At 74.3% G+C, this 20121-nt stretch carries 23 protein-coding genes; 13 read left to right on the top strand and 10 right to left on the bottom strand.

Features of this window, described 5'->3' with window-relative positions:
* Positions 1–158 precede the first annotated feature (158 nt).
* The 3 genes from AC5WRL_RS08480 to AC5WRL_RS08470 form a co-directional block, all read right to left on the bottom strand.
* Complete coding sequence (locus AC5WRL_RS08480) at positions 159–1028, bottom strand: endo alpha-1,4 polygalactosaminidase (protein ID WP_496087735.1); 870 nt, start codon at positions 1026–1028, stop codon at positions 159–161.
* The gene (locus AC5WRL_RS08475) at positions 1028–4210 is read right to left on the bottom strand and encodes a sacsin N-terminal ATP-binding-like domain-containing protein (protein ID WP_496087734.1); all 3183 of its coding nucleotides are present in this window, start codon (positions 4208–4210) and stop codon (positions 1028–1030) included. The genes AC5WRL_RS08480 and AC5WRL_RS08475 overlap by 1 nt, the downstream gene beginning before the upstream one ends.
* A gap of 610 nt (positions 4211–4820) precedes the next feature.
* Positions 4821–5615: a DUF3027 domain-containing protein gene (locus AC5WRL_RS08470; protein WP_496087733.1), complete on the bottom strand. Its 795-nt coding sequence runs from the start codon at positions 5613–5615 to the stop codon at positions 4821–4823.
* 225 nt (positions 5616–5840) lie between these two features.
* Between AC5WRL_RS08470 and AC5WRL_RS08465 the strand changes: the two genes are divergently transcribed.
* The 4 genes from AC5WRL_RS08465 to AC5WRL_RS08450 are packed head-to-tail and all read left to right on the top strand — an operon-like array spanning position 5841 to position 9508.
* Positions 5841–7262 (top strand): MFS transporter, encoded by a 1422-nt coding sequence (locus tag AC5WRL_RS08465; protein ID WP_496087732.1) that lies wholly within the window; start codon positions 5841–5843, stop codon positions 7260–7262.
* A 26-nt stretch (positions 7263–7288) separates the two neighbouring features.
* Positions 7289–7867: a DUF2771 domain-containing protein gene (locus AC5WRL_RS08460; protein ID WP_496087731.1), complete on the top strand. Its 579-nt coding sequence runs from the start codon at positions 7289–7291 to the stop codon at positions 7865–7867.
* 7 nt (positions 7868–7874) lie between these two features.
* On the top strand, positions 7875–8648 hold the full coding sequence (locus AC5WRL_RS08455; RefSeq protein WP_496087730.1) for a futalosine hydrolase: 774 nt from the start codon (positions 7875–7877) through the stop codon (positions 8646–8648).
* The gene (locus AC5WRL_RS08450; RefSeq protein WP_496087729.1) at positions 8645–9508 is read left to right on the top strand and encodes a 1,4-dihydroxy-6-naphtoate synthase; all 864 of its coding nucleotides are present in this window, start codon (positions 8645–8647) and stop codon (positions 9506–9508) included. Before AC5WRL_RS08455 ends, AC5WRL_RS08450 begins: the two co-directional genes overlap by 4 nt.
* Before the next feature lie 22 nt (positions 9509–9530).
* On the opposite strand, the gene AC5WRL_RS08445 is transcribed toward AC5WRL_RS08450, so the two are convergent.
* Complete coding sequence (locus tag AC5WRL_RS08445) at positions 9531–9914, bottom strand: cold-shock protein (protein ID WP_496087728.1); 384 nt, start codon at positions 9912–9914, stop codon at positions 9531–9533.
* Positions 9915–10132: 218 nt separating this feature from the next.
* On the opposite strand from AC5WRL_RS08445, the gene AC5WRL_RS08440 reads away from it, so the two are divergent.
* Positions 10133–10408: a hypothetical protein gene (locus AC5WRL_RS08440; RefSeq protein WP_496087727.1), complete on the top strand. Its 276-nt coding sequence runs from the start codon at positions 10133–10135 to the stop codon at positions 10406–10408.
* Here AC5WRL_RS08440 and AC5WRL_RS08435 read toward each other — a convergent pair.
* A complete protein-coding gene (locus AC5WRL_RS08435) occupies positions 10390–11001 on the bottom strand; it encodes an HAD family hydrolase (RefSeq protein WP_496087726.1) in 612 nt (203 codons plus the stop codon). The two genes, AC5WRL_RS08440 and AC5WRL_RS08435, sit on opposite strands and share 19 nt — an antisense overlap.
* Positions 11002–11078: 77 nt before the next feature.
* On the opposite strand from AC5WRL_RS08435, the gene AC5WRL_RS08430 reads away from it, so the two are divergent.
* Positions 11079–12401 carry a Cmx/CmrA family chloramphenicol efflux MFS transporter gene (locus tag AC5WRL_RS08430; RefSeq protein WP_496087725.1) on the top strand — a complete coding sequence of 441 codons (1323 nt, stop codon included), beginning with the start codon at positions 11079–11081 and terminating at the stop codon, positions 12399–12401.
* Here the strand turns inward: AC5WRL_RS08430 and AC5WRL_RS08425 are convergent.
* Positions 12362–12973, bottom strand: coding sequence for an HD domain-containing protein (locus tag AC5WRL_RS08425; protein WP_496087724.1), 612 nt, complete (start codon positions 12971–12973; stop codon positions 12362–12364). The genes AC5WRL_RS08430 and AC5WRL_RS08425 overlap by 40 nt on opposite strands.
* Before the next feature lie 276 nt (positions 12974–13249).
* Between AC5WRL_RS08425 and AC5WRL_RS08420 the strand changes: the two genes are divergently transcribed.
* Positions 13250–14011, top strand: a complete 762-nt coding sequence (locus tag AC5WRL_RS08420; protein ID WP_496087723.1) for a copper homeostasis protein CutC — start codon at positions 13250–13252, stop codon at positions 14009–14011.
* Between the two features lie 32 nt (positions 14012–14043).
* On the top strand, positions 14044–14211 hold the full coding sequence (locus AC5WRL_RS08415) for a hypothetical protein (RefSeq protein WP_496087722.1): 168 nt from the start codon (positions 14044–14046) through the stop codon (positions 14209–14211).
* 31 nt (positions 14212–14242) lie between these two features.
* Here AC5WRL_RS08415 and AC5WRL_RS08410 read toward each other — a convergent pair whose 3' ends face one another.
* Positions 14243–14887 (bottom strand): NAD(P)-dependent oxidoreductase, encoded by a 645-nt coding sequence (locus AC5WRL_RS08410; RefSeq protein WP_496087721.1) that lies wholly within the window; start codon positions 14885–14887, stop codon positions 14243–14245.
* Positions 14888–14944: 57 nt separating this feature from the next.
* On the opposite strand from AC5WRL_RS08410, the gene AC5WRL_RS08405 reads away from it, so the two are divergent.
* The 3 genes from AC5WRL_RS08405 to AC5WRL_RS08395 are packed head-to-tail and all read left to right on the top strand — an operon-like array spanning position 14945 to position 15785.
* A complete protein-coding gene (locus tag AC5WRL_RS08405) occupies positions 14945–15343 on the top strand; it encodes a winged helix-turn-helix transcriptional regulator (RefSeq protein WP_496087720.1) in 399 nt (132 codons plus the stop codon).
* A gap of 53 nt (positions 15344–15396) precedes the next feature.
* Entirely contained in the window at positions 15397–15519 is a 123-nt protein-coding gene (locus tag AC5WRL_RS08400; RefSeq protein ID WP_496087719.1) for a hypothetical protein, read from the top strand.
* Positions 15516–15785 carry a type II toxin-antitoxin system RelE family toxin gene (locus AC5WRL_RS08395; RefSeq protein ID WP_496087718.1) on the top strand — a complete coding sequence of 90 codons (270 nt, stop codon included), beginning with the start codon at positions 15516–15518 and terminating at the stop codon, positions 15783–15785. The genes AC5WRL_RS08400 and AC5WRL_RS08395 overlap by 4 nt, the downstream gene beginning before the upstream one ends.
* 26 nt (positions 15786–15811) lie before the next feature.
* Here the strand turns inward: AC5WRL_RS08395 and AC5WRL_RS08390 are convergent, their stop codons facing one another.
* Complete coding sequence (locus AC5WRL_RS08390; RefSeq protein WP_496087717.1) at positions 15812–16363, bottom strand: helix-turn-helix domain-containing protein; 552 nt, start codon at positions 16361–16363, stop codon at positions 15812–15814.
* A gap of 84 nt (positions 16364–16447) precedes the next feature.
* On the opposite strand from AC5WRL_RS08390, the gene AC5WRL_RS08385 reads away from it, so the two are divergent.
* Positions 16448–17167 carry an AzlC family ABC transporter permease gene (locus AC5WRL_RS08385; RefSeq protein WP_496087716.1) on the top strand — a complete coding sequence of 240 codons (720 nt, stop codon included), beginning with the start codon at positions 16448–16450 and terminating at the stop codon, positions 17165–17167.
* A gap of 7 nt (positions 17168–17174) precedes the next feature.
* Positions 17175–17486: an AzlD domain-containing protein gene (locus tag AC5WRL_RS08380; RefSeq protein WP_496087715.1), complete on the top strand. Its 312-nt coding sequence runs from the start codon at positions 17175–17177 to the stop codon at positions 17484–17486.
* Here the strand turns inward: AC5WRL_RS08380 and AC5WRL_RS08375 are convergent.
* Together AC5WRL_RS08375 and AC5WRL_RS08370 are read right to left on the bottom strand one after the other, a co-directional pair.
* Entirely contained in the window at positions 17367–17831 is a 465-nt protein-coding gene (locus AC5WRL_RS08375; RefSeq protein ID WP_496087714.1) for a hypothetical protein, read from the bottom strand. The genes AC5WRL_RS08380 and AC5WRL_RS08375 overlap by 120 nt on opposite strands.
* A 44-nt stretch (positions 17832–17875) precedes the next feature.
* Complete coding sequence (locus AC5WRL_RS08370) at positions 17876–19954, bottom strand: HelD family protein (RefSeq protein WP_496087713.1); 2079 nt, start codon at positions 19952–19954, stop codon at positions 17876–17878.
* Positions 19955–20121 lie beyond the last annotated feature (167 nt).

Genomic DNA, 20121 nt, shown 5'->3' with positions numbered 1-20121 from the left:
TGCCCCCGGACCCCGGACCCCGGACCCCGGACCCCGGACCCCGGGCCCCGGCCCCGGCCCCGGACTCCCCGACGCTCCAACTCCCCGACCGTCGCACCGCTGCCCCCGGCCGTCGCGGGTGACGGCCGGGGGCAGCGGCAGGAGCGAGTGACCGCGGGTCAGCAGGTCTGGCGCCAGGCGTCCAGGTCCCAGTTCTTCAGCAGCGAGCTGAAGCCCAGCGGCTGGGTGATCGGGCAGAACTGGGCCGTCGTCATCTCGTACTCGACATGGAAGACCGCCTTGCCGGCCTCGATGAACGGGGTCATCTTGCCGCACTCGCGGTAGTAGGCGCACTCCTCGTTGACCGCGAAGTCGAAGTGGTCGACCAGCTGCGGGACCTGGTCCACGGCGTTCTTCAGGCCGACCGACAGGCCCCGCTCATGGGCCAGGTCGGCGATCATCCGGTTGTACGCGAGCTGGTGGTCCTTCGTCAGCGGGAAGCCGGGGTTGTTGATGTAGCCGTCCATGTTGTCCGGCTCCACGGCGTCGAAGCCCTTCGCCGCGCACATGTCGAAGCGGGCCCCCATCAGCGGGCGCAGCACGTCCAGCTGGCGGATGTCCAGCCACTGCTCGCCGTCCCAGCCGTCCAGCGGGTTGCCCAGCACGCTGCGGGGGAAGTCCGCGGCGTCGGGGCGCCAGTCCTCCCAGGACCCGACGCTGATGTAACAGATGACCTTGCGGCCCTGGCCGTGCAGCGTGTTCACGACCGAGGCGGAGTTGTCGAAGCCGTCGATGTCGTAGACGGGGACGTTCACCGAGGTGTCCACCCGGCCGGTGAGCTGCCACTGCCAGTCGGTGCCCGGGGCCGGGGTCCAGAACTCCGCCGTCTGCGGGCTCGTCTCCGCGCTCGTCTCCCCCTCGTCGGTCTGCGGGGCCCGCGGCGTGCGGTCCTCGTTCGCGGTCGCCGTCGAGCAGGCGCCCAGCATCAGCAGCGCGGCGGCCGAGGCGGCCAGTGCGGTGAGCGGCTTGCGGGATATCCATCGGCGCATCAGTCGAACCACCTTGCGGTCGCCAATTCATCGGAACGGGACGGATCTTCCAGCAGGGCGGCGAGCTCGAAGCGGCGCTGCCACTGGCCGGTGGCCCAGGAGAGTCCGGCCGCCAGCCCTTCGACGGTGGAGGCGTGCACCAGGGTGTCCGTCCCCTCCGTCGGGTAGCGCCACGTCACTTCCGTGCCATCGATCACCAGTTCATTGTGTTCGACATAGGTGCGCGGTGTCTCCGGCCCCAGGAGGGTTTGCGCCACTTCCGGAACCTCCCGTTCCGCTCCGCCCTCCGGCGGGCGCGCGGTCAGCACCGCGCTCAATGCGGGCACATCCAGCACCGCCGCCAGCGCGGCAGCCCTGGCCGGCGGCACCGGCAGCAGCGCCCGTCCGGTCGCCAGCGGCAGCAGATCGGGCGCGTCCGCCACCACCGCGTCGGCGGCGTGCACCACTTGCGGTACGTCGTCCACCACCGCCCGCAGCTCCTCCGGCAGCGTCACCTCGTCCGGATCCAGCTCCGCCAGCAGGGCGTAAAGCCGCACCAACCGGGCGGCCGTGACCGTACTCTCCGGATCCGCCAGCCGGGCCAGCAGCTCGGCGGCGCCACCCGGCTCGCCCAGCAGCGCCCGGGCGGTGGTCCGTACCCCCAGCGCGCGCAGGATCTCCTCGTCCGCGTCCGCCACCTGGGCCGCCTCGTACAGGCCGGCCAGCAGCGGATCGGCGTCGGCGGCCCGCAGCCCCGCCGGACGGCGCCCGTCCAGCACCGGCGCGCCGCGCAGCCACCACGCGGTGTACGGACGGGCCGTGGTCACCGTGCCGTCCGGCAGCCGGATCTGTACGGGCGCGGTCAGCGCCTCCCGCCACGGCTGCCGCGACAGCAGCTGAAGCGCCTGCGGCCAGCATGCCTCGTCGATCAGCTCCAGATCGCGGACCGCGACCAGCTCCAGCGCGACCGGCGGCAGATCGGTGTCGGGCAGCGCGTCCAGCACGTCCTCGCACCACACATCGACGGCGTCCAGCACGCCCGCGTCGTCCGGCTCGGGGAAGTCGGTGTCGCGCGGCTCCAGCTCGTCCGGGTCCAGCACCACATCGGTGGCCCGTACCAGCGCGAACGTCGCCTGCACCCCCACGGCGGTCAGCGGCTGCTCACCCCAGCGGGCGGCCAGCTCCGCGTCGCAGGCGGCCAGCTCGCCGGGGCGGATCAGCCGCTGGAACGCGCTGTCCGGATACACCAGCTCGCCGGCCGGGGCCAGTTCGCCGTCCTCGTCGCGCAGCGCCAGCGCCGCCAGCCACGGCTCATCGCCCGGCGCCAGATCGGCGTCCCGCACCAGCGACAGCACCAGCTCGGCCAGCTCGGTGGCGGGCAGCGCGTCCTCGTGCCACAGGTCGAAGTCGGCGGAGGCCGCGACCGCGCCGCGCACCTGCGAGGTGCCGAGCACCGCGCGCGGCGTCGCCGGGTTGGCCCCGAGCTTCTCCAGCAGCGGATGCGCCGCGTCCGGGTGCGTGATCCGCAGCCCGAGCCGGCCCAGCCCGGCCGCCTCCGTACCCGGCACCGGCAGCAGTACGCGGCGCGGGCCGATCGTCGTACGGCCGTCGGCAAGCGGCACCGGCAGCCCGGACAGCAGCTCCGGGTCCACCCCCGCGAGTGAGTCGTACAGCCGCCACCACCAGGCGGCCGGGCGCTCGACGCCGGCCAGCCGGTCGATCATCTCGCCCAGCGGGACCCGGCTCACCTCCAGGATGCGCAGCTCGGCGCGGCGCTCAAGACCGGCCGGCAGCAGGGTGGGGAACAGCTCGGCGAGCACGGCGACGGTGTCGGCGCCGGCCCGCTCCAGCAGCTCCGCCTGGTCGGGGCGCAGCGCCTCGGGCGGCGCCTGCGCACCGTCCTCCCCCGCCGGCTCGGGCGCCACGGCGAGCGGCAGGAACGCGGTGCCCGGCAGCCGCTCCAGCAGCAGGGCGCGCAGCGCGCCGTCCAGTTCGCCGCGCGCCAGCGGCCCGGGGACGAGGTCGAGGATGCCGGCGGTCACCGGGCGCCAGTCGGCGAGCAGTTCGGCGTACAGATCGGCGGCGCGGTGCAGCAGATGGTCCGTCAGCGGGCCGGGCGCGACGTGGCGGCGGGTGGGTTCGAGCGGGAACGTGGCGATGAGCAGGGCCGGCAGGCCCAGCGCCTCGTCGGTGGGGGTCGGTGCGTGCAGCACCGGCGGGCTGACCGGCGGCGCCGGGGCGCCCTCGGCGTCGACGGGCACGGCCCAGGTGACGGCCCAGCGCGGCCGGTGCCGCTCCTCGATCGGCCGGTCGGCGAGCAGTTCGGGGGCGGCCTCGCCCTCGGCGGTCGCCACCCGCCAGCGGGTGGAGCGCACCGCGCTGCCGGCCGGACCCGGCTCCTCGGTGATCTGGGTGTACGGGCCGAACTGCCGGTGGGTGAGGGTGCGGGTGCCGCCGGGGGTCTCCACCGTGATCTCGGTGAGGCCGGGGAGCGCGAGCAGCAGGGTGTCGTCGACGGCGTCCAGCAGCCGGATGACCAGATCCTCGGCGGCGGCGTCGCGCAGCGGCAGCACGACGGCGGTGTCGTACCCCTCGGGCACGGCGGCGGTCAGGGGGTCGTCGGCGGCGGCGGAGAGCGGGAACGGCAGCCGCAGCAGCGGCACGGCATGCCGCCCGCCGGCCCGCTGCGCCAGCTCGTCGGCCAGCTCGGGGTTGCCCTCGGCGGCCTCGGCGGCAAGCGCGCCGGCGTCGGCGAGCGACCAGCGCACGCCACGGGCCCGCCCGGCCGCGTCCTCCGGGCCCACGCTCACGATGGCGGGGGTGTCGCTGACGGCCAGCACGGCGGCGAAGCCGACACCGAACCGGCCCACCGTCGCGGCCGTACCGGTGTCACGCTTGGCGGAGGCCCGCAGCGTGGACAGCGAGGCGACACCGGCGGTGTCCAGCGGATCGCCGGTGTTGGCGGCGACCAGCACCCCGTCCCGCACCCCGAGCCGCAGCCGGCCGGTCGCGCCGGAACGGGCGGCGGCGTCGGCGGCGTTCTGCGCCAGCTCGACCACCACCCGGTCGCGGTAGCCACCCCGGGCCAGATCCTCCTCGGCGTTGGCGTCCTCCCGGAACCGCGCCGGGGACGCGCTCCAGGCGCTCAGTACGGTCTGCCGCAGCCGTCCGGTCTCGAACGGGTCGTCGTGGGTCTCGGTCACGGGCTGACAGTACCGGGACACACCGACACCCCGAGCCGGTAGCCCACAACCCACCAACCCGACCCAACTGACTCCCACCACCCACCCCCTGCACGAAACCGGCCATGGGCGGGGGCGGCCGGCCGTACGTCGCGCACGTCTCCGCCGAGGCGGACCAGGCCCGGGGCGGCCACCGCGACCGGCCGGCGGCGAGCCGACGCGGCACGCCACCGCCACCGCCACCGCCACCGCCACCGCCACCGCCAAACGGAACACCGGTAGGGCAGCAACCGCGAGCCGGTCCGGCGTCGGCCTCGCCGCCGGACGGAGGCGGCAGCGGCAGCGGCGAAAGCACCGGCCGCACCACCCCAGCACGCCGGGGCACGGACGGCGCCGCCGAGCGGCGGCTGCTCTGGCCCGCCACCCGGACCCAGGACCCGAGCGGTTCCGGCGCCGAGCCTGGCGGCGTCGGCGCGCGACCGCCGCAAGCCGCAGGCACGGTGGCGAAAGTTCCGGCCGCTCCGGCCTGTGCACGCTCGCGGTGGCCGGGGGGGGTCGCTGACCGCCAGACCGCCGACACCTCGCCCGCGGCCGGGCGGGGGACCCGGCAGTGGGTTGGTGGGTCAGGGGGTCAGAGGGGGTCCGCCGTCATGTGGTCGATCACGGGTTGGGGGGCGGGGGGCGGGGTGGGGACCACGGCCGCTTCGGAGTGGGCGCCGCAGCCGTAGGACAGGGCCACCACGCGGCCGTCCGCCGGCGAGAACTCATTGCCGCACACGCCGAACGAGCGGCGCAGCGAGCCCGCCACCGGCACCAGGAAGCCGCAGGTCACACAGGAGGCGGGCGCCGCCTGGGCCATCGCGGTGCGCGGCCCGAAGTGCTCCTCCCAGCGCTCCGCCGCCTCGCTCAGCCCGAGCCGGGACAGCACCCGGGGCCGGGCCATGCCCAGCTCCAGCGCCACCGAGGCGATGCTGGCCCGCTCCGGCAGCGGCTGCCCGTCCTCCGGCGGCGCCACCGCCTGCTCCACGGCCTCGGCCTCTTCGACCGGCTCGGGCACGTACCCGGGCTCCAGGCGCGGATCGTCCGCCTCGGCCGGCAGCAGATCGCCGGGGCCCAGGTCGCCCGGGCGCAGCCGTTCGCTCCAGGGCACCCACTCGGGTGCCAGCAGCGAGGCGGGGCCCGGGGTGAGGGCCACCTCGTCGACCGTGACGTTCTTCGCCCGCGAGGCGCGGGCCAGCGTCACCGACCACCGCCAGCCCCGGTAACCCAGGTCCAGGCTTTCGAACAGATGGGTGACCAGGCGGTCGCCTTCGGCCACCGCCCCCAGATAGGGTCCGAGCGGCTGCGGACGAGCCGCCTCCGCCGCCGCGTCGCGGGCCATTTCCACGGCCTCCGCGCACAGCCGGTCGGGGGTACGGCTTCGCATCCCGGCACTCACAAGAATCGACCCTCCTACGCCGTTGATCGGTGCGGGCGCCTGAAGGCGGACGGAGCTGACGGAGCGGGCCCGGACAAGAGGTCCGGCCGCTGCGACGTCGTACTGTTCGAGACTAGGCGCACCGTCTGACCACGCTACCGCACGGGTTACACCCGGGGCGCGTGGGCCGCGAGCCTGGGTGCGCGGGGGCGCTCAGGCCGTAGGCTGCTGTCCGTGGGCGCCGCCAGCACCTCGGATGCAAAGACCACGGCCACGACCGGGACCGGCTCCGGTCGTATCGCCCGTACCGTCCGGGCGGCCGGGCGTGCCCTGCGCAGGCCCCCGGCGGCGGTCGCGCGCCGGGTCAGAAAGGCCACCCACGCGCAGGGCGCGGGCGAGTCGGGCCTGGGCAAGCTGATCGAACTGCACGCCGTGCACTCGGCCGGCGACATGCTCATCACGATGGCCCTGGCCTCCACCATTTTCTTCTCCGTGCCCACCGGCGAGGCCCGGGGCCGGGTGGCGCTGTACCTGGCGGTCACCATGGCGCCGTTCGTGCTGCTGGCGCCCGTCATCGGCCCGCTGCTCGACCGGGTCCCGCACGGCCGGCGCGCCGCGATGGCGGCGGCGCTGCTGGTACGGGGCGTACTGGCCCTGGTGATCGCGGGCGCGGTGACCTCCGGGGCGAGCCTGGAGCTGTATCCGGCGGCGCTGGGCGTGATGGTGGCGTCCAAGGCGTACAACATCGTGCGGGCGGCGGTCGTACCCCGGCTGTTGCCCAGCCAGATCTCGCTGGTGAAGGCGAACGCCCGGATCACCCTCACCGGGCTGGTCTCGGCCGGGGCGGCGGCGCCGGTGGGGCTCGGGCTGCATCTGCTGGGCGAGCGCTGGCCGCTGTACGCGGCGTTCGTGATCACGGTGGCGGGCGCGGTGATGTCGTTCCGGCTGCCGCACAAGGTGGACCTGGCGCGCGGGGAGCGCACCGTACATCTGGCGGAGCTGGCCCGCTCGCGCGCGGAGCGGGCCGAGCGCACCAAGGACAGCGGGAGTGTCCGCAGACGGCTCTCCCCCGGCATGGACACGCCCGTGCTGAAGGCGCTGGTGGCGAACTCCTCGCTGCGCTGCCTGACCGGCTTTCTGCTGTTCTTCCTGGCGTTTCTGCTGCGCGAGCACGGCCTGTCCGGACTGTCCCCCGCCGTCTCGCTGAGCCTGGTGGGCGTGGCGGCCGGGGCGGGGAACGGCCTGGGCAATGTGCTGGGCTCGTGGCTGCGCGACCGGGCTCCGGAGGCCATCCTGGTGATGATGATGGTGCTGGCGCTGGCCTCGACGGTGGCGGCGGCACTCGCGTACGGGGCGGCGACGGTGACAGCGGTCAGCGCGGTGGCAGGAATCTGCCAGGCCATGGGCAAGTTGTCACTGGACGCGATCATTCAGCGCGATGTACCGGAAGTGGTACGTACCTCCACCTTCGCCCGTTCCGAGACGATGGTGCAGATGTCGTGGGTGGTGGGCGGTGCCATCGCGATGGCGCTGCCGCTCAACGGCACCCTCGGCATGGCGGTGGCCGCCGCGCTGGTGGTGGCCGGGGTGGTGCCGACCATGGGCAGCCTGCTCGCCACCGCCCGGCGCGGCACCCCGCACCCGCGCGTCAGGTGACCGGGGCTGACCGGTAATCTGCCCGCATGACTGCGATCTCCACGAGCCGGGGCCGACGGGCCATTCGTACCGCTGCCACCGTCGGCGCCGTGTCGCTGGGCCTCGTCGTCCTGTCGGCCTGTGAGAAGCCGACGCCCAACGCGCACTTCACGCTCAACTCCCACACCACCTCCCCGGAGGCGGCGGGCGACTGCTACGGGCACGGGGAGACGCTGGGCGCCGAGCAGGCGGAGAAGTGCCTGACGGCCGCCACCGACGTACCGGTCTTCGGCTATCACACCGGGGACGAGTTCCGGATCGGCGTGGACCCGAAGGTGGCCAAGTCGGGCTGGCTGCTGTTCGTCAACGACCAGCCGATCGAGTACCAGCGGTACACCAAGACCTACCGGACGCTCTCCGGCGATCTGCTGTGGTCGCTGTCCCAGAACGCGTTGCAGCAGTCGGGGGACGGCACGCTGCGGGTGTCGGTCGCCGAGGTGACCGAGGACTTCAGCCTGGAGAAGCTGACCGCCATCGCCCAGGCCGAGGGGCAGGAAGCGGTGCAGACGGCGCTGTACGGCAGCGTCAAGGGCGTGTGGAACGCCCAGCTGAGCCCCGAGGACTGAGTCCGCCGTGTTCCGGGTGCTGGTGGTGACGGCCGTGGCCGCCGAGCGGGAGGCGGTGCTGCGGGCGGTACGTGACGCGGGTACGGGTACGGGTTCCGCCACGGATGCCGCCGCCGGTTCCGGTGACCGGTACGAGGTGATCGCCGCCGGCGCCGGTCCCGCCGCCGCCGCTGCCGCGACGGCCTTCGCGCTCGCCGGCCCCGCCCCGTACGACCTGGTGATCTCGGCCGGCATCGGCGGCGGCTTCGCCCCGCGCGCCCGCGTCGGCGACACCGTGGTGGCCTCCCGGATCCTCGCCGCCGACCTGGGCGCGCAGACCCCGGGCGACGACGCGGCGGACGGCTTCACCGACCTGGGCACCCTCGGCTTCGGCACCGCCAGCCACGAGGTGGCCGCGCGCCTGGCGCCGGCCGTGGCCACCGCGCTCGGCGCGGTGTACGGCCCGGTGCTCACCGTCTCCACCGCGACCGGCACGGCCACCCGCGCCGCCGAACTGACCCGCCGCCACCCGGGCGCCGCCGCCGAGGCGATGGAGGGCTTCGGCGTCGCCGAGGCCGCCGCCCGGGCCGGAGTCCCGGTCCTGGAGATCCGCACCGTCTCCAACACCGTCGGCCCGCGCGACCGGGCCGCCTGGCGGATCGGGGAGGCGCTGGGCGCGCTCACCGAGGCGTTTGCCAGGATGGCACCGGTCCTGGACCTGGACGCGGACCCGGACGTGGACCTGGACGCGAACCTCCCTGCGGAAGACGGCCGGCCGGCAGAACGGAGCACCGCACCATGACGGACGCCACGACGGACACCCTGACCCTCCGCCACTCCCCCTGCCCCAACGACACCTTCGTCTTCCACGCCTGGTCGCACGGCCGGGTGCCCGGCGCGCCGCCGGTGGCCGTGGACTTCGCCGACATCGACATCACCAACGGCCTCGCCGAACGCGGCGAGGGCGAACTGCTGAAGGTGTCCTACGCCGTGCTGCCGTGGGTGCTGGAGGAGTACGCGCTGCTGGCGTGCGGCGGGGCGCTGGGCCGGGGCTGCGGCCCCCTGGTGCTGACCCGCGAGCCCGGCGAGTCGCTGGTCGGCAGGACCGTGGCCGTACCGAGCGAGCGCTCCACCGCGTACCTGCTGTTCCGGCTGTGGGCGGCGGCGAGCGTGCCGGCGCCCGGCATCGGTGAGATCCGGGTGCTGCCGTTCCACGAGATCATGCCGGCGGTCAGGGACGGCGTCGTGGACGCCGGCCTGGTCATCCACGAGGCGCGGTTCACGTACCAGAACTACGGGCTGCACAAGCTCGCCGACATGGGCGAGTTCTGGGAGTCCACCACCGGGCACCCCATCCCGCTGGGCGCGATCATCGGCAAGCGGTCACTGGGCACCGAGCGGCTGGCGGCCATCAGCGACGCCATCCGCGCCTCCGTCCGGCAGGCGTGGGCCGACCCGGCGGCGTCCCGGGAGTATGTCCTGGCGCACTCCCAGGAGATGGACCCGGCCGTGGCGGATCAGCACATCGCGCTGTACGTGAACGACTTCACCGCCGACCTCGGCGAGGCCGGCCACGCGGCGGTACGGGAACTGCTGACACGGGCGGCCGGTCAGGGTCTGGTACCGCCGGTGGCGGCGGAGCTGCTGCTTCCCCCGGCGTGACACGCGCGGGGGTGGACGGGCGTCAGACGTCGAGCTGATCGGCGACCGCGCGCAGCATGCCGGCGATCTTCCGGCCGCCCTCCTTGTCCGGGTACCGGCCGCGCTCCAACTGCTGGGTGACGTTCTCCAGCAGGGTGGTCAGATCCTGCACGATCGAGGCCAGCTCATCGGGCTTGCGGCGCTGCTGCGCGGCGACCGAGGGAACCGGGTCCAGGACGACCACCGACAGCGCCTGATCCCCGCGCTGCCCGGCGACCACCCCGAACTCGACGCGCTGCCCCGGCTTCAGGCTGTCGACGCCATTGGGCAGGGCTGAGGAATGGACGAAGACATCAGCGCCGTCGTCGCGGGAGAGGAAGCCGAAGCCCTTCTCGCTGTTGAACCACTTGACCTTGCCGGTAGGCACGTGTCCTCGTCCTCGCACTCGTCAGCCGGAACCATCACCATGCGGCGGGCCCCCAAGGACCCGCTTCCCCAAGGCTAATCGCCCGGGCGCCCCTGGCAAGAGGCCACCGGCGCACGTCCCGTACCCACTGTTCCCGCCATTCCCATGCTCGCACCCTTCGCGATCAAGGTGAATGGCTTTTCTTGCCAGAAGGCGGGGTCACACTTCACCCTGGAGGGGTGAGCGGCTCAAATGACAACACCCTCGATCGTGGGGATCTGCTGGTACGGATCGGCGGCGTGGTCTTCGCCGTGGGCGCGGTCGCGACCCTGATCACCTTCATTCCCCTGTTCGCCGGAACGGAACCCTTTCCCACGGCCGCGTACGCGGTGTCGATGCTGATGGGCGTAGGGTTCGCCATCGCCGCCGCCGGGCTGCTGCGCTCGATGGCCCAGCAGCGCCGCCGGGACCGGGCGGTGGCGGCATCGGCGGCGGGTCAATCGGTGATTCCGTAACCGGCCAGCCAGTCCGGGAAGTGCGTCAGATCCGGCAGTACGGTGCCGGCCCCGGCCGCCGTCAGCTCGGCGGCGTCGCAGGGCCCGGTGGCCACCGCCACCGAGTGCGCGCCGGCCGCCGCCGCGCCCCGGACGTCCCCCACGTGGTCGCCGACGTACACGGTGGCGGCGTGCTCGCGCAGCGCGGCGGCCTTCTGCTCGGCCCACAGATCGCCGATGACCGCGTCGGGGCGCAGTCCCAGCTCTTCGAGGTGGAGTACGGCGTTGGGCCGGTACTTGGCGGTGACCACGATGGCCCGGCCGCCGCGCGCGTGGACGGCGGCGATGGCACGGGCGGCGCCCGGCATGGCGGGGGTGGCGCCGACGGCGTAGTCGCGGTACATGGTGCGGTAGCGGTCCGCGGCCTGGGGGATGTGCTCGGCGGGGAACCAGTGGGCCAGTTCCTCCTCCAGCGGCGGCCCGAGCCGGGTGACGGCGAGCGCGGCGTCGATGGCGACGCCGGTCTCGGCCGCCAGCGCCTCATAGGTGGCGCGGATCCCCGGCCGGGAGTCGATGAGGGTCATGTCGAGATCGAATCCAACGGTCAGTGCCATGTGCCCAGTGTGCCGGTACCTGACAACGAGCGGCGTGGCCCGGATCACTGCGGCCTCCCGGAATGCGGAGAACGACCATGACTGTTGGCCCTCCCGTGCCCGAAACCGCTGATGCCTCGCGATCCACGCCGTCCACCGCCCCGTCCACCGCCCCGTCCACCTCGCCGTCCCGTACCCGGCTGCCCACCGCCGTCATCATCCTGGGGGTGGCCGTGTTCGCGCTCGGCACCTCGGAGTTCATGCTGTCCGGGCTGCTGCCGGAGGTGGCCGACGACCTGGAGGTGTCGATCCCGACCGCCGGGCTGCTGATATCGGCGTTCGCGATCGGGATGGTGGTCGGCGCGCCGGTGCTGGCGGTGGCCACGCAGCGGCTGCCGCGCCGGGTGACGCTCATCGGGCTGCTGGCGGCGTTCGGCATCGGCCATGTGGTGGGGGCGCTCGCGACCGGGTACGCGCTGCTGTTCGTCTCCCGGGTGGTGAGCGCGCTGGCGTGCGCCGGGTTCTGGGCGGTGGGCGCGGCCGTGGCGATCTCCCTGGTGCCGGTGGACGCCCGGGCCCGGGCCATGGCCGTGATGATCGGCGGACTGAGCATCGCCAACATCGCCGGGGTGCCGGGCGGGGCGTTCCTGGGCCAGCACCTGGGCTGGCGGTCCTCGTTCTGGGCGGTGACCCTGATGACGGCGATCGCGCTGGTGGGCGTGGTGCTGTTCGTCCCGAAGGACCGGAAGACGGCGGGGGGAGAAGAGACCGTACGCCCACGGCTGCGCGAGGAACTGCGCGTCTACCGGGACGGCGCGGTGCTGCTGGCGATGGCCACCACCGTGCTGTTCGCGGCCGGCACGTTCTGCCTCTTCTCCTACCTGGCGCCGCTGCTGACCGACGTGACCGGGTTGAGCGAGTCCTGGGTGCCGGGCGTACTGGCGCTGTACGGGGCGGGCGCGCTGGTCGGCACCGTGATCGGCGGCCGGGTGGCCGACGCCCACATGTTCGGCACCCTGTACGCGGGGCTCGGCGGGGCGGCGGCCGTCCTGGCGGTGCTGGCGCTGACCGCGCAGTTCGCGGTGGCGGCGGTGCTGCTGGCCGGGCTGCTGGGCTTCGCGTCGTTCCTGTGCGCGCCGGCGCTGAACGCCCGGATCTTCAACGTCGCCGAGGGCGCCCCGACCCTGGCGGGCGCGACGGCCACCTCGTCGTTCAACACCGGCAACACGCTCGGCCCGTGGGTCGGCGGCCTGGTCATCAACGCCGGGTTCGGCTACACGTGGACCGCCTGGGTCGGCGCGGTGATCGCCCTGGGCGGGCTGGGCCTGGCGTTCGCGCAGTCCAGGCTGACGGTACGGCGCTCGCGCGTCGTCGCCAGCGGTCAGTGCGTCAGCAGCGAGAGCTCCGCCGTCACGTTGTAGCGGGCGGTGGCCTCCCAGTGGGCCGCGCCGTGCGGGGTGTGGAAGAGCCGGGGCCGGGACAGCAGCCGCTCCAGCACATCGGCGCGGCCGGTACGGAACGCGGCGTCCGGCACGAAGCCGTACTCCTGGCGGACCTCGGCCGCGTAGGCGGCGTACGCGGCGGGCGGACCGGCCAGCACGCCGAGGTCGGCGTCGCACAGCGCGGCACCGCTGGTGTCGCCGGGGGCCGGGTCGTGGGTGGCGGTGAGCCGTACCAGCCGCGCCACCTCGGCGGTACGGTCGCCGGCCGGCAGCCGGTCCTCGGCGAGGACGGCGCTGGCCTCCTCGTTGCGGGCGGCGTCGCGCGGGTCGTACACGGCGTCGTGGAACCAGGCGGCCAGCTCGACGGCGACCGGATCGGCCGCGTACGCCCCGGCCCCCAGCTCATCGAGCCGCACCAGCACGGCGCGCAGATGCGCGACCGTGTGATAGCTGCGCTGCGGCTCCCGCCACCGCCCCAGCAACTCGCGGCCAAGGGCGGCCGGTCCGGGGAAGCGTTCGATCAGCGCGCTGTCGTCGACGTCATCACTCACCCGGGCATTGTGCCCGGAACGAGCCCACCGTTCACGGCCCGCCGCCACGCCGGTGGCGCCACCGCAGCGTCCGGGCGACTCCGTGGCAGTCCCCGTGGCAGCCCCGTGGCAGCCCCGTGGCCGAAGCGGGTGGCCGGGACCCGGGGCCGGTGACCGTCCGGGACATCGCGTCCGGTTGCCCGGCATGCCGGCCGGGTTCGGGGAGCGAAGCGTCGGCGACAAACGCCTGTACGTCTTCTCGCATCGCGGCACCCCGACCGGGGAAGGGGTTCAGCCATGTCCAGGCCGCTTCTCGAAGTCATCGCGCTCACCGCACAGGACGCCGTCGCCGCGCAGGAGGGCGGGGCGGACCGGGTGGAGCTGGTGACCGGGATGGAGTGGGACGGGCTCACCCCGGCGCCGGAGACGGTGGCCGCCGTGCGGGCGGCGACCTCGCTGCCGGTACGGGTGATGCTGCGGGCCGGCGCCGGGTTCGGTGCCGGGAGCGCGGCCGGCCTCGACCGGCTGTGCGAGGCGGCCGGACGGCTGCGGGCGGCCGGGGCACAGGAGTTCGTCCTGGGCTTCCTGGGCCCGGCCGGGGATGTCGATCTGGGCGCCGTACGCACGGTGGTACGAGAACTGGCGGGCGCGCCGTGGACGTTCCACCGCGCGCTCGACCACGCCGCCGACCGGGCGGCGGCGTGGCGGGCGCTGAGCGGACTCCCCGGCCTGGACACGGTTCTGACCGCCGGCGCGCCGACGGGAGTGCCCGACGGCCTCCCGGTGCTGCGCGGCGAGGCCGCGCTGGGTACCGGCCGTGAGGCCGGGGACGGCCGGGCCGTGGGGTCCAACCCGACCCGGCCCCGGCTGATGGTGGGAGGCGGCCTACGGCTGGGTCATCTCCCGGCGCTGCGCACCGCCGGCGTCGACGCCTTCCACATCGGCACGGCGGCTCGGCCCGGCGGCAGCTGGACCGCACCGGTGTCGACGGCAGCGGTACGGTCCTGGCACCGCGCCCTGACGGAGGCACCGGCACAGGCGGCCCGGTTTGAGGGGTAGGGGCGGGGGCGGGGGCGTCCTAGACTCGGGGCATGTCCGTACTTGAACAGATAGGCGCCTGGGGTCTGCTCGCGGGCGGCGCGATGCTGCTGACCGCGACCTTCCTCAACCGCACCGACCAGCGCGGCCCCAAGCTCAAGCAGGGTGGCATCGCGGTGGCCGCGATGGCCATCGGGGCGCTGGTTCTGCTCAACGGCTGACGGCCAACGGCTGACGGTCAACGGTCAGCCGTCAACGGCTGATCGCCAGATGCGTACGGCGGTGCGCCGGCCGCTCGGCCTCGTCCAGGAGTGCGACGGCGAAGTCGGGGTACGGGATCAGGTTCGCGGGATCGGCGACCGCCCCGGTGGCGTACGACTGTCCGCCGCGCCGGCCGGCGCCGTGGTCGAAGTCGCCGGCCGGGCTGACATACAGCCAGTCGACGCCGCCGGTGTCCGCCTTGAGCACGTCGAGCCCGGCCCGGTGCGCCAGAGCGAACGGCCGGTACCCGGCCGGGAACCCGGGCCCGTCCAGGACCGGCACGCCGGTCACCGGGTCCGGCAGCAGCGCGGCAAGCCCGGCCACCACGAGCCGCCGCGTCCCGGCCGCCGCCAGCAGTGCCCGCGCGGCGGCCGGGAAGAACGCGGCCGGGTCCGTGCCCGCCCCGTACACCGCCGCCGTGGAGATCACCGCGTCCTGGCCGGCCACCAGCCGCACCACATCGTCCGCCGCGCCGACATCACCGGCGACCACCTCCACGCCCTCGCCGGCCGGCCCCGGGTACCGGCCCGGGTCGCGTACCACCGCCCGTACCTGGTGCCCGCGCCGCCGCGCCTCGGCGACCGCCGTCCGTCCGGCCCGGCCGCCCGCTCCGAAGATCACTGTCGTCATTGCCATGCCGGGGACCGTAGCGGGGCCGCCGGTCACCCCCGGGAAACCGGCTACGTTGGCAGCATGGCCGCCGCCCCGAGGGAACCCCTGCCCGCCGATCTGTTCGACGAGCTGTGCCCGTCCGGCCTGGTGCCGATCCGGTTCGGCGACAAGTGGTCCCCGCTGATCGTCCGCTGTCTGGAGGGCGGCCCGCGCCGGTTCTCCGAACTGCGGGTGCCGCTGCGCCGGGTCAGCCCGAAGGTCCTCACCCGGACCCTGCGCGCGCTGGAACGCGACGGGCTCGTGTCCCGCACGGTCTTCCCCACGACCACCCCGACCCCGCACGTGGAGTACGCCCTGACCCCGCTGGGCCGCTCCCTCCTGGCCCCGATGACGGCGGCGTACGCCTGGGCGGCGGACCACCTGGACGAACTTCTCGACGCCCGCGAGTCCTACGAACGGAACCGGACGCCTCAGGGTTGATCCTTCTTCCGCCACCCACATCCGTGTACACACCAGCGCGTACGTTCAGCGGCATGAATGATTCCTTCAGCATCCGAGAGGCCGGAGCCCATCACGGGGACGACACGGTCAGCATGGGTGAGCTGCTGGCCGACCTCTTCGGCGGGGAAGAAGGCAAGGGAACCGCAACAGCATGACGTACGCGTTCCGCTTCACCACCGCGGCGCAAAGGCAGTTGCGCGACATCGGCCAACCCACCGCCATGCGCATTCCGGCCGCCCTCACCGTGCTGGGAGACGACCCCTACAGCCAGGACGCCGACATCAAGAAGCTGAGTGGCCACGAAGGTCTCTACCGTCTTCGAGTCGGCGCCTACCGCGTTGCCTACAGCGTCGACAATGGAGAGCTGGTCGTTCTCGTCGTCAAGGTCGGTAGTCGTCGCGAGGTATACCGCGGGCTGTAGCCGATGCGGCCGAGCGATTCCGTCGCTCAGATGTGTTCCATCACCATCACCGCCGAGGTGTCGGGGGCGAGGGCGCGGAAGGTGTGGGGGGCGTCGCCGGGGTAGGTGATGTAGTCGCCGGGGTGGAGTTCCTCGGGGGCGTCGGCGGGGCCGATCAGGGCGTGGCCGGTGGCCAGGACGGCGTGTTCGACGGTGCCGGGCATGTGCGGGTCCGAGATCCGGGGTTCGCCGGGCTGGATGACGATGCGGTAGATGTCGCGGCGGGCGCCGGGCGGGCAGGTGGCGAGGACGACGGCGGTGTAGTCGGCGTGTTCGGCGCGGGTGGCGGGGCCCTCGCCGGCCCGGACGATCCGGGTGGTGGGGCGGGGCGGGTCGACGAGGTGGCTGAACGGTACGCCCAGTGCCACGCCCAGCGCCCACAGCGTCTCGACGCTGGGGTTGCCGGTGCCGTTCTCCAGCTGGGAGAGGGTGGATTTGGCGATGCCGGCGCGCCGGGCGACCTCGGTGAGGGACAGGCCGGTGCGGGTGCGTTCGCGGCGGATGGCGGCTGCGATCGTGCCGATGAGGTCCACTGTCATCCCGTCGTCCGCTCCTGCCGTTCGGTGTGAGCTGCTTCTCGTTCGTCTTGACGAACGCCCCCGCGATTGTTCACTCTACTGGACATGCCTTCGATATGGCGAACACTCGATCGCGACACCCGGCGCGCCATCGTGCTGCTCTGCGTCGCCTACGCCCTCATCGCCGCCTCCTTCGGGGCCATCGCCGTCACCGGCGGCCTCCCCCTGTGGGTGCCGGTCGTCATGTCCCTCACCGTGTTCGCCGGGGCCGCCCAGTTCGCCACCGTGGGGGTGGTGTTCGCCGGCGGCGGGCCGGTGGCCGCCGTCGTGGCCGGCCTCGTCCTCAACGCCCGGCTGCTGCCGTTCGGCTTCGCCGTCGCCGACAGCTTCGGCTCCCGCTGGTGGTCCCGGCTGATCGGCGCGCACACCCTCACCGACGCCTCGGTCGGCCTCGTCATGGCGCACCGGGACCCGGCCCGCCGGCGGGCCGCGTTCTGGGCCGGGAACGCCGCCGTCTTCGTCACCTGGAACGCCTTCGTCGCCCTCGGCGCCCTCGCCGGCGACCGCATCGGCGACACCGACGCGCTGGGCCTGGACGCCGCGCTGCCGACCATCCTGCTCGCCCTGGTACTGCCCGCCCTCACCGGGCGCGGCGCCCCGGAACGTACCCGCCGCCGCGCAGCGCTGCTCGGCGCGGCGCTCGCGGTCACCGCCACGCCGCTGCTGCCCGCCGGGGTGCCGGTGCTGCTCGCGCTCGCCGCGCTGCCCCTCACCCGCGTCCGCACCCGCACCCGCACCCGCACCCGCACCCGGAAGGACCACTGAGCCACCGATGCTGCCGCTCACCGCCATCGCCGTCCTCGCCGCCGGCACGCTCGCGTTCCGGCTCGCCGGGCCACTGCTGCACCAGCGCCTCACCCCCGGCGAACGCACCCGCGAACTGCTCTCCGACGCCGCCACCATCCTGCTGATCGCCCTCGCCGCCACCGCCGCGCTCACCGAGGGCGCGGGCGCGGCCGGCTGGTCACGCCCCGCCGGGGTGCTGGTCGGCGCCACCCTCGCCGTACGCCGCGCCCCGCTGCCCGTCACCGTCATCGCGGCGGCCGGCACCACCGCCGTACTGCGGCTGTGCGGTCTGCCCTGACCCAGGCCCCGGCCTTGCCCCCGGCCCCGGCAGGCGCCGCTCCCGCCGGCGGAGCCACGCCTCCCGGGCCCTGCCGCACAACCGGCCCACCAGCCAGGCGTTCAGCGCCTGGGCCACCAGCATCGACGGCACCAGGAAATCCCCCCACACGCCGTCCGCCACCGATCCGCCCACCGCCGTGACCAGGACGATCCACGGCATCGACAGCGCCATCAGCAGCATCCCGGGGAGCAGTTGGGCGTTTCCCTCGTTCGCCAGCGTCCACGCCCAGGCGGGCAGCAGCACCACCACGACGAACACCGCCGTCACCGCGTTCGCCACCTGTCCCGGACTCGTCCGCGCCATGTCCCCGCCTCCTCGGATCACCCCGGGGGGACGCCGGCTGCGGGCTACCGGTTCCCCGCGCCCGCCGCCAGCTCCCGCGGCAGCGGCGTCGCGTGGGTGATCGTCAGGCCGGAGACCGCGCGGGTCAGGGAGACGTACAGGCGGCGCAGGCCGGTGCGTTCATCCGGTTCGCCGTCGACCACCGCCGCCGGTTCGTCCAGCACCACATAGTCGTACTCCAGGCCCTTCGCCAGCGACGCCGGCACCAGCGTCAGCCGCGCCGACGCCGAGGTCTCCTGGCCCGGCGTCAGATGCGCGAGCCCGGCGGCCGTCAGCGCGGCCGACAGCGCCGGGATCCGGGCGTCCGCCGCGATCAGACCCACCGAACCCTCCCGGGTCAGCGCCTCCCGGCACGCCGCCACCGCCGCCCCGTCCAGCTCCGCCACCGGCACCTCCCGGATGATCAGCGAGCCCTCCGAGTCCCGGATCGACGTCGCCTCCGACAGCTCCGGCGCGATCGCCGGCAGCAGCCGCGACGCGTACGCGATCACCTTCCTCGGCACCCGGAACCCCTGCGTCAGCTCCTCCACCACCGCCTCCGGCTTGCCCAGATGCGCCAGCGCCTGCGCCCACCCCGACGTCGCCCACGGCGTGGTCCCCTGCGCGATGTCCCCGAGCACCGTCACCGAACCCGTGCTGCACCGGCGCCCCACCGCCCGGTACTGCATCGGCGACAGATCCTGCGCCTCGTCCAGCACCACATGCCCCAGCGACCCGGTCCGCTCGATCAGATCGCGCGCCTCGTCGATCAGTACGGCGTCGGCAGCCGACCAGCGCGCCGACTTCACGCCGCGCGCCGGGCGCTCCCACAGCAGATGCTTCCGCTCCTCCTCGGTCAGCACGCCGTCGGCCGCCGCCGCCAGGAACTCGGCGTCCGACAGCAGCCGCAGCACCAGCTTCACCGGATCGACCTGCGGCCACACCTCGTTGACGACGGCCTTGACGGCCGGGGTACGGGCCACCGCGTTCTGCACCCGGTCGTCCGGCGCCTCGCCGGCGGCCTCCATCCGTACCAGCACCGCGTGCGCGATCCGCTGCGGCAGCGCGTCGCGGGCCGCCCCGTACCGGATGTCGCGCTCGCGCAGCTCCGCCACGATCGCGGCGATCTCGTCGACCGGCACCCGCCAGCGCCGCGAGCCGCGCACCACCACCACGCCCTCGGCGGGCGCTGGGCGCACCCCGGCGCGCACCGCGCGGCGCAGCACCGTCGCCATCCGGGCGTCGCCCTTCAGCCGCGCCGTTTCGGACGGGTCGGTACCGCGGATCTCGATGCCGCCGCCGGTCACCAGGTCATCGACGGTGGCCTGCTTCACCGCCAGCTCGCCCAGCGCGGGCAGCACCTGCTCGATGTAGCGCAGGAAGGAACGGTTCGGGCCGATCACCAGGGTGCCGCTGCGGGCGAGCCGGTCACGGTAGGCGTACAGCAGGTACGCGACCCGGTGCAGGCCGACCGCCGTCTTCCCGGTGCCGGGCGCCCCCTGCACGCATACGGAGCCGGTCAGCCCGGCCCGTACGATCTCGTCCTGCTCGGGCTGGATGGTGGCCACGATGTCGCGCATCGGGCCCACGCGCGGCTTCTCGATCTCGCGCTGGAGCAGGGCGCTGGAGCGCTCGGCCTCCGCCGGGTCGGTGAGGTGCTCGTCCTCGTAGGCGGTCAGCTCGCCGCCGTCGTAGCCGAAGCGGCGGCGCAGCGCGACATCCTGCGGGTCCTTCTTCGAGGCGCCGTAGTAGGGGCGGGAGGCGGGGGCGCGCCAGTCGATGACCATGGGGTCGCCGTCGGCGTCGTGCACGTGGCGGCGGCCGATGTAGAAGCGGCGGCCGGTCTCGTCGCCGCTCTCGCCCAGGTCGTGCTCGTAGTCGACGCGGCCGAAGAAGAGCGGGGTGTGGGCCAGGTCGGCGAGGGACTTGATGCGCAGCTCCAGCTCGGCGGCGAGCACTTCGGCGTTGACCCAGTTCGCCGTGACGTCGGAGATGTCCAGGGCCTCGGCGTCGGCGCGCATGCCGCGCAGCGCGTCGCGGGAGGCGGCGAGGTGGGCGCGTTCGGCGTCCAGGGGGGACGACGGGGACGACTGGTCCGCGGGCATGGCGAAGCCTCCGGGAAACATGGGCGGTGGGTGAACGGGGGCGCCGGCCGGTTACCGTGCGGCCGGCTCCACTCCCGACCGGGAGGGAGGCAGACGCAGCACCCTAGGCGCGGCCCGCCGCGAACGCAAACCCTTTACCGGACCCCGGAGGCGCTCCGGGGGCGCCC

Source organism: Streptomyces sp. NTD107 (assembly GCF_059510435.1).
Note: the sequence above shows the minus strand (reverse complement) of the source record. Positions and strands in the feature narration are given on the sequence as shown.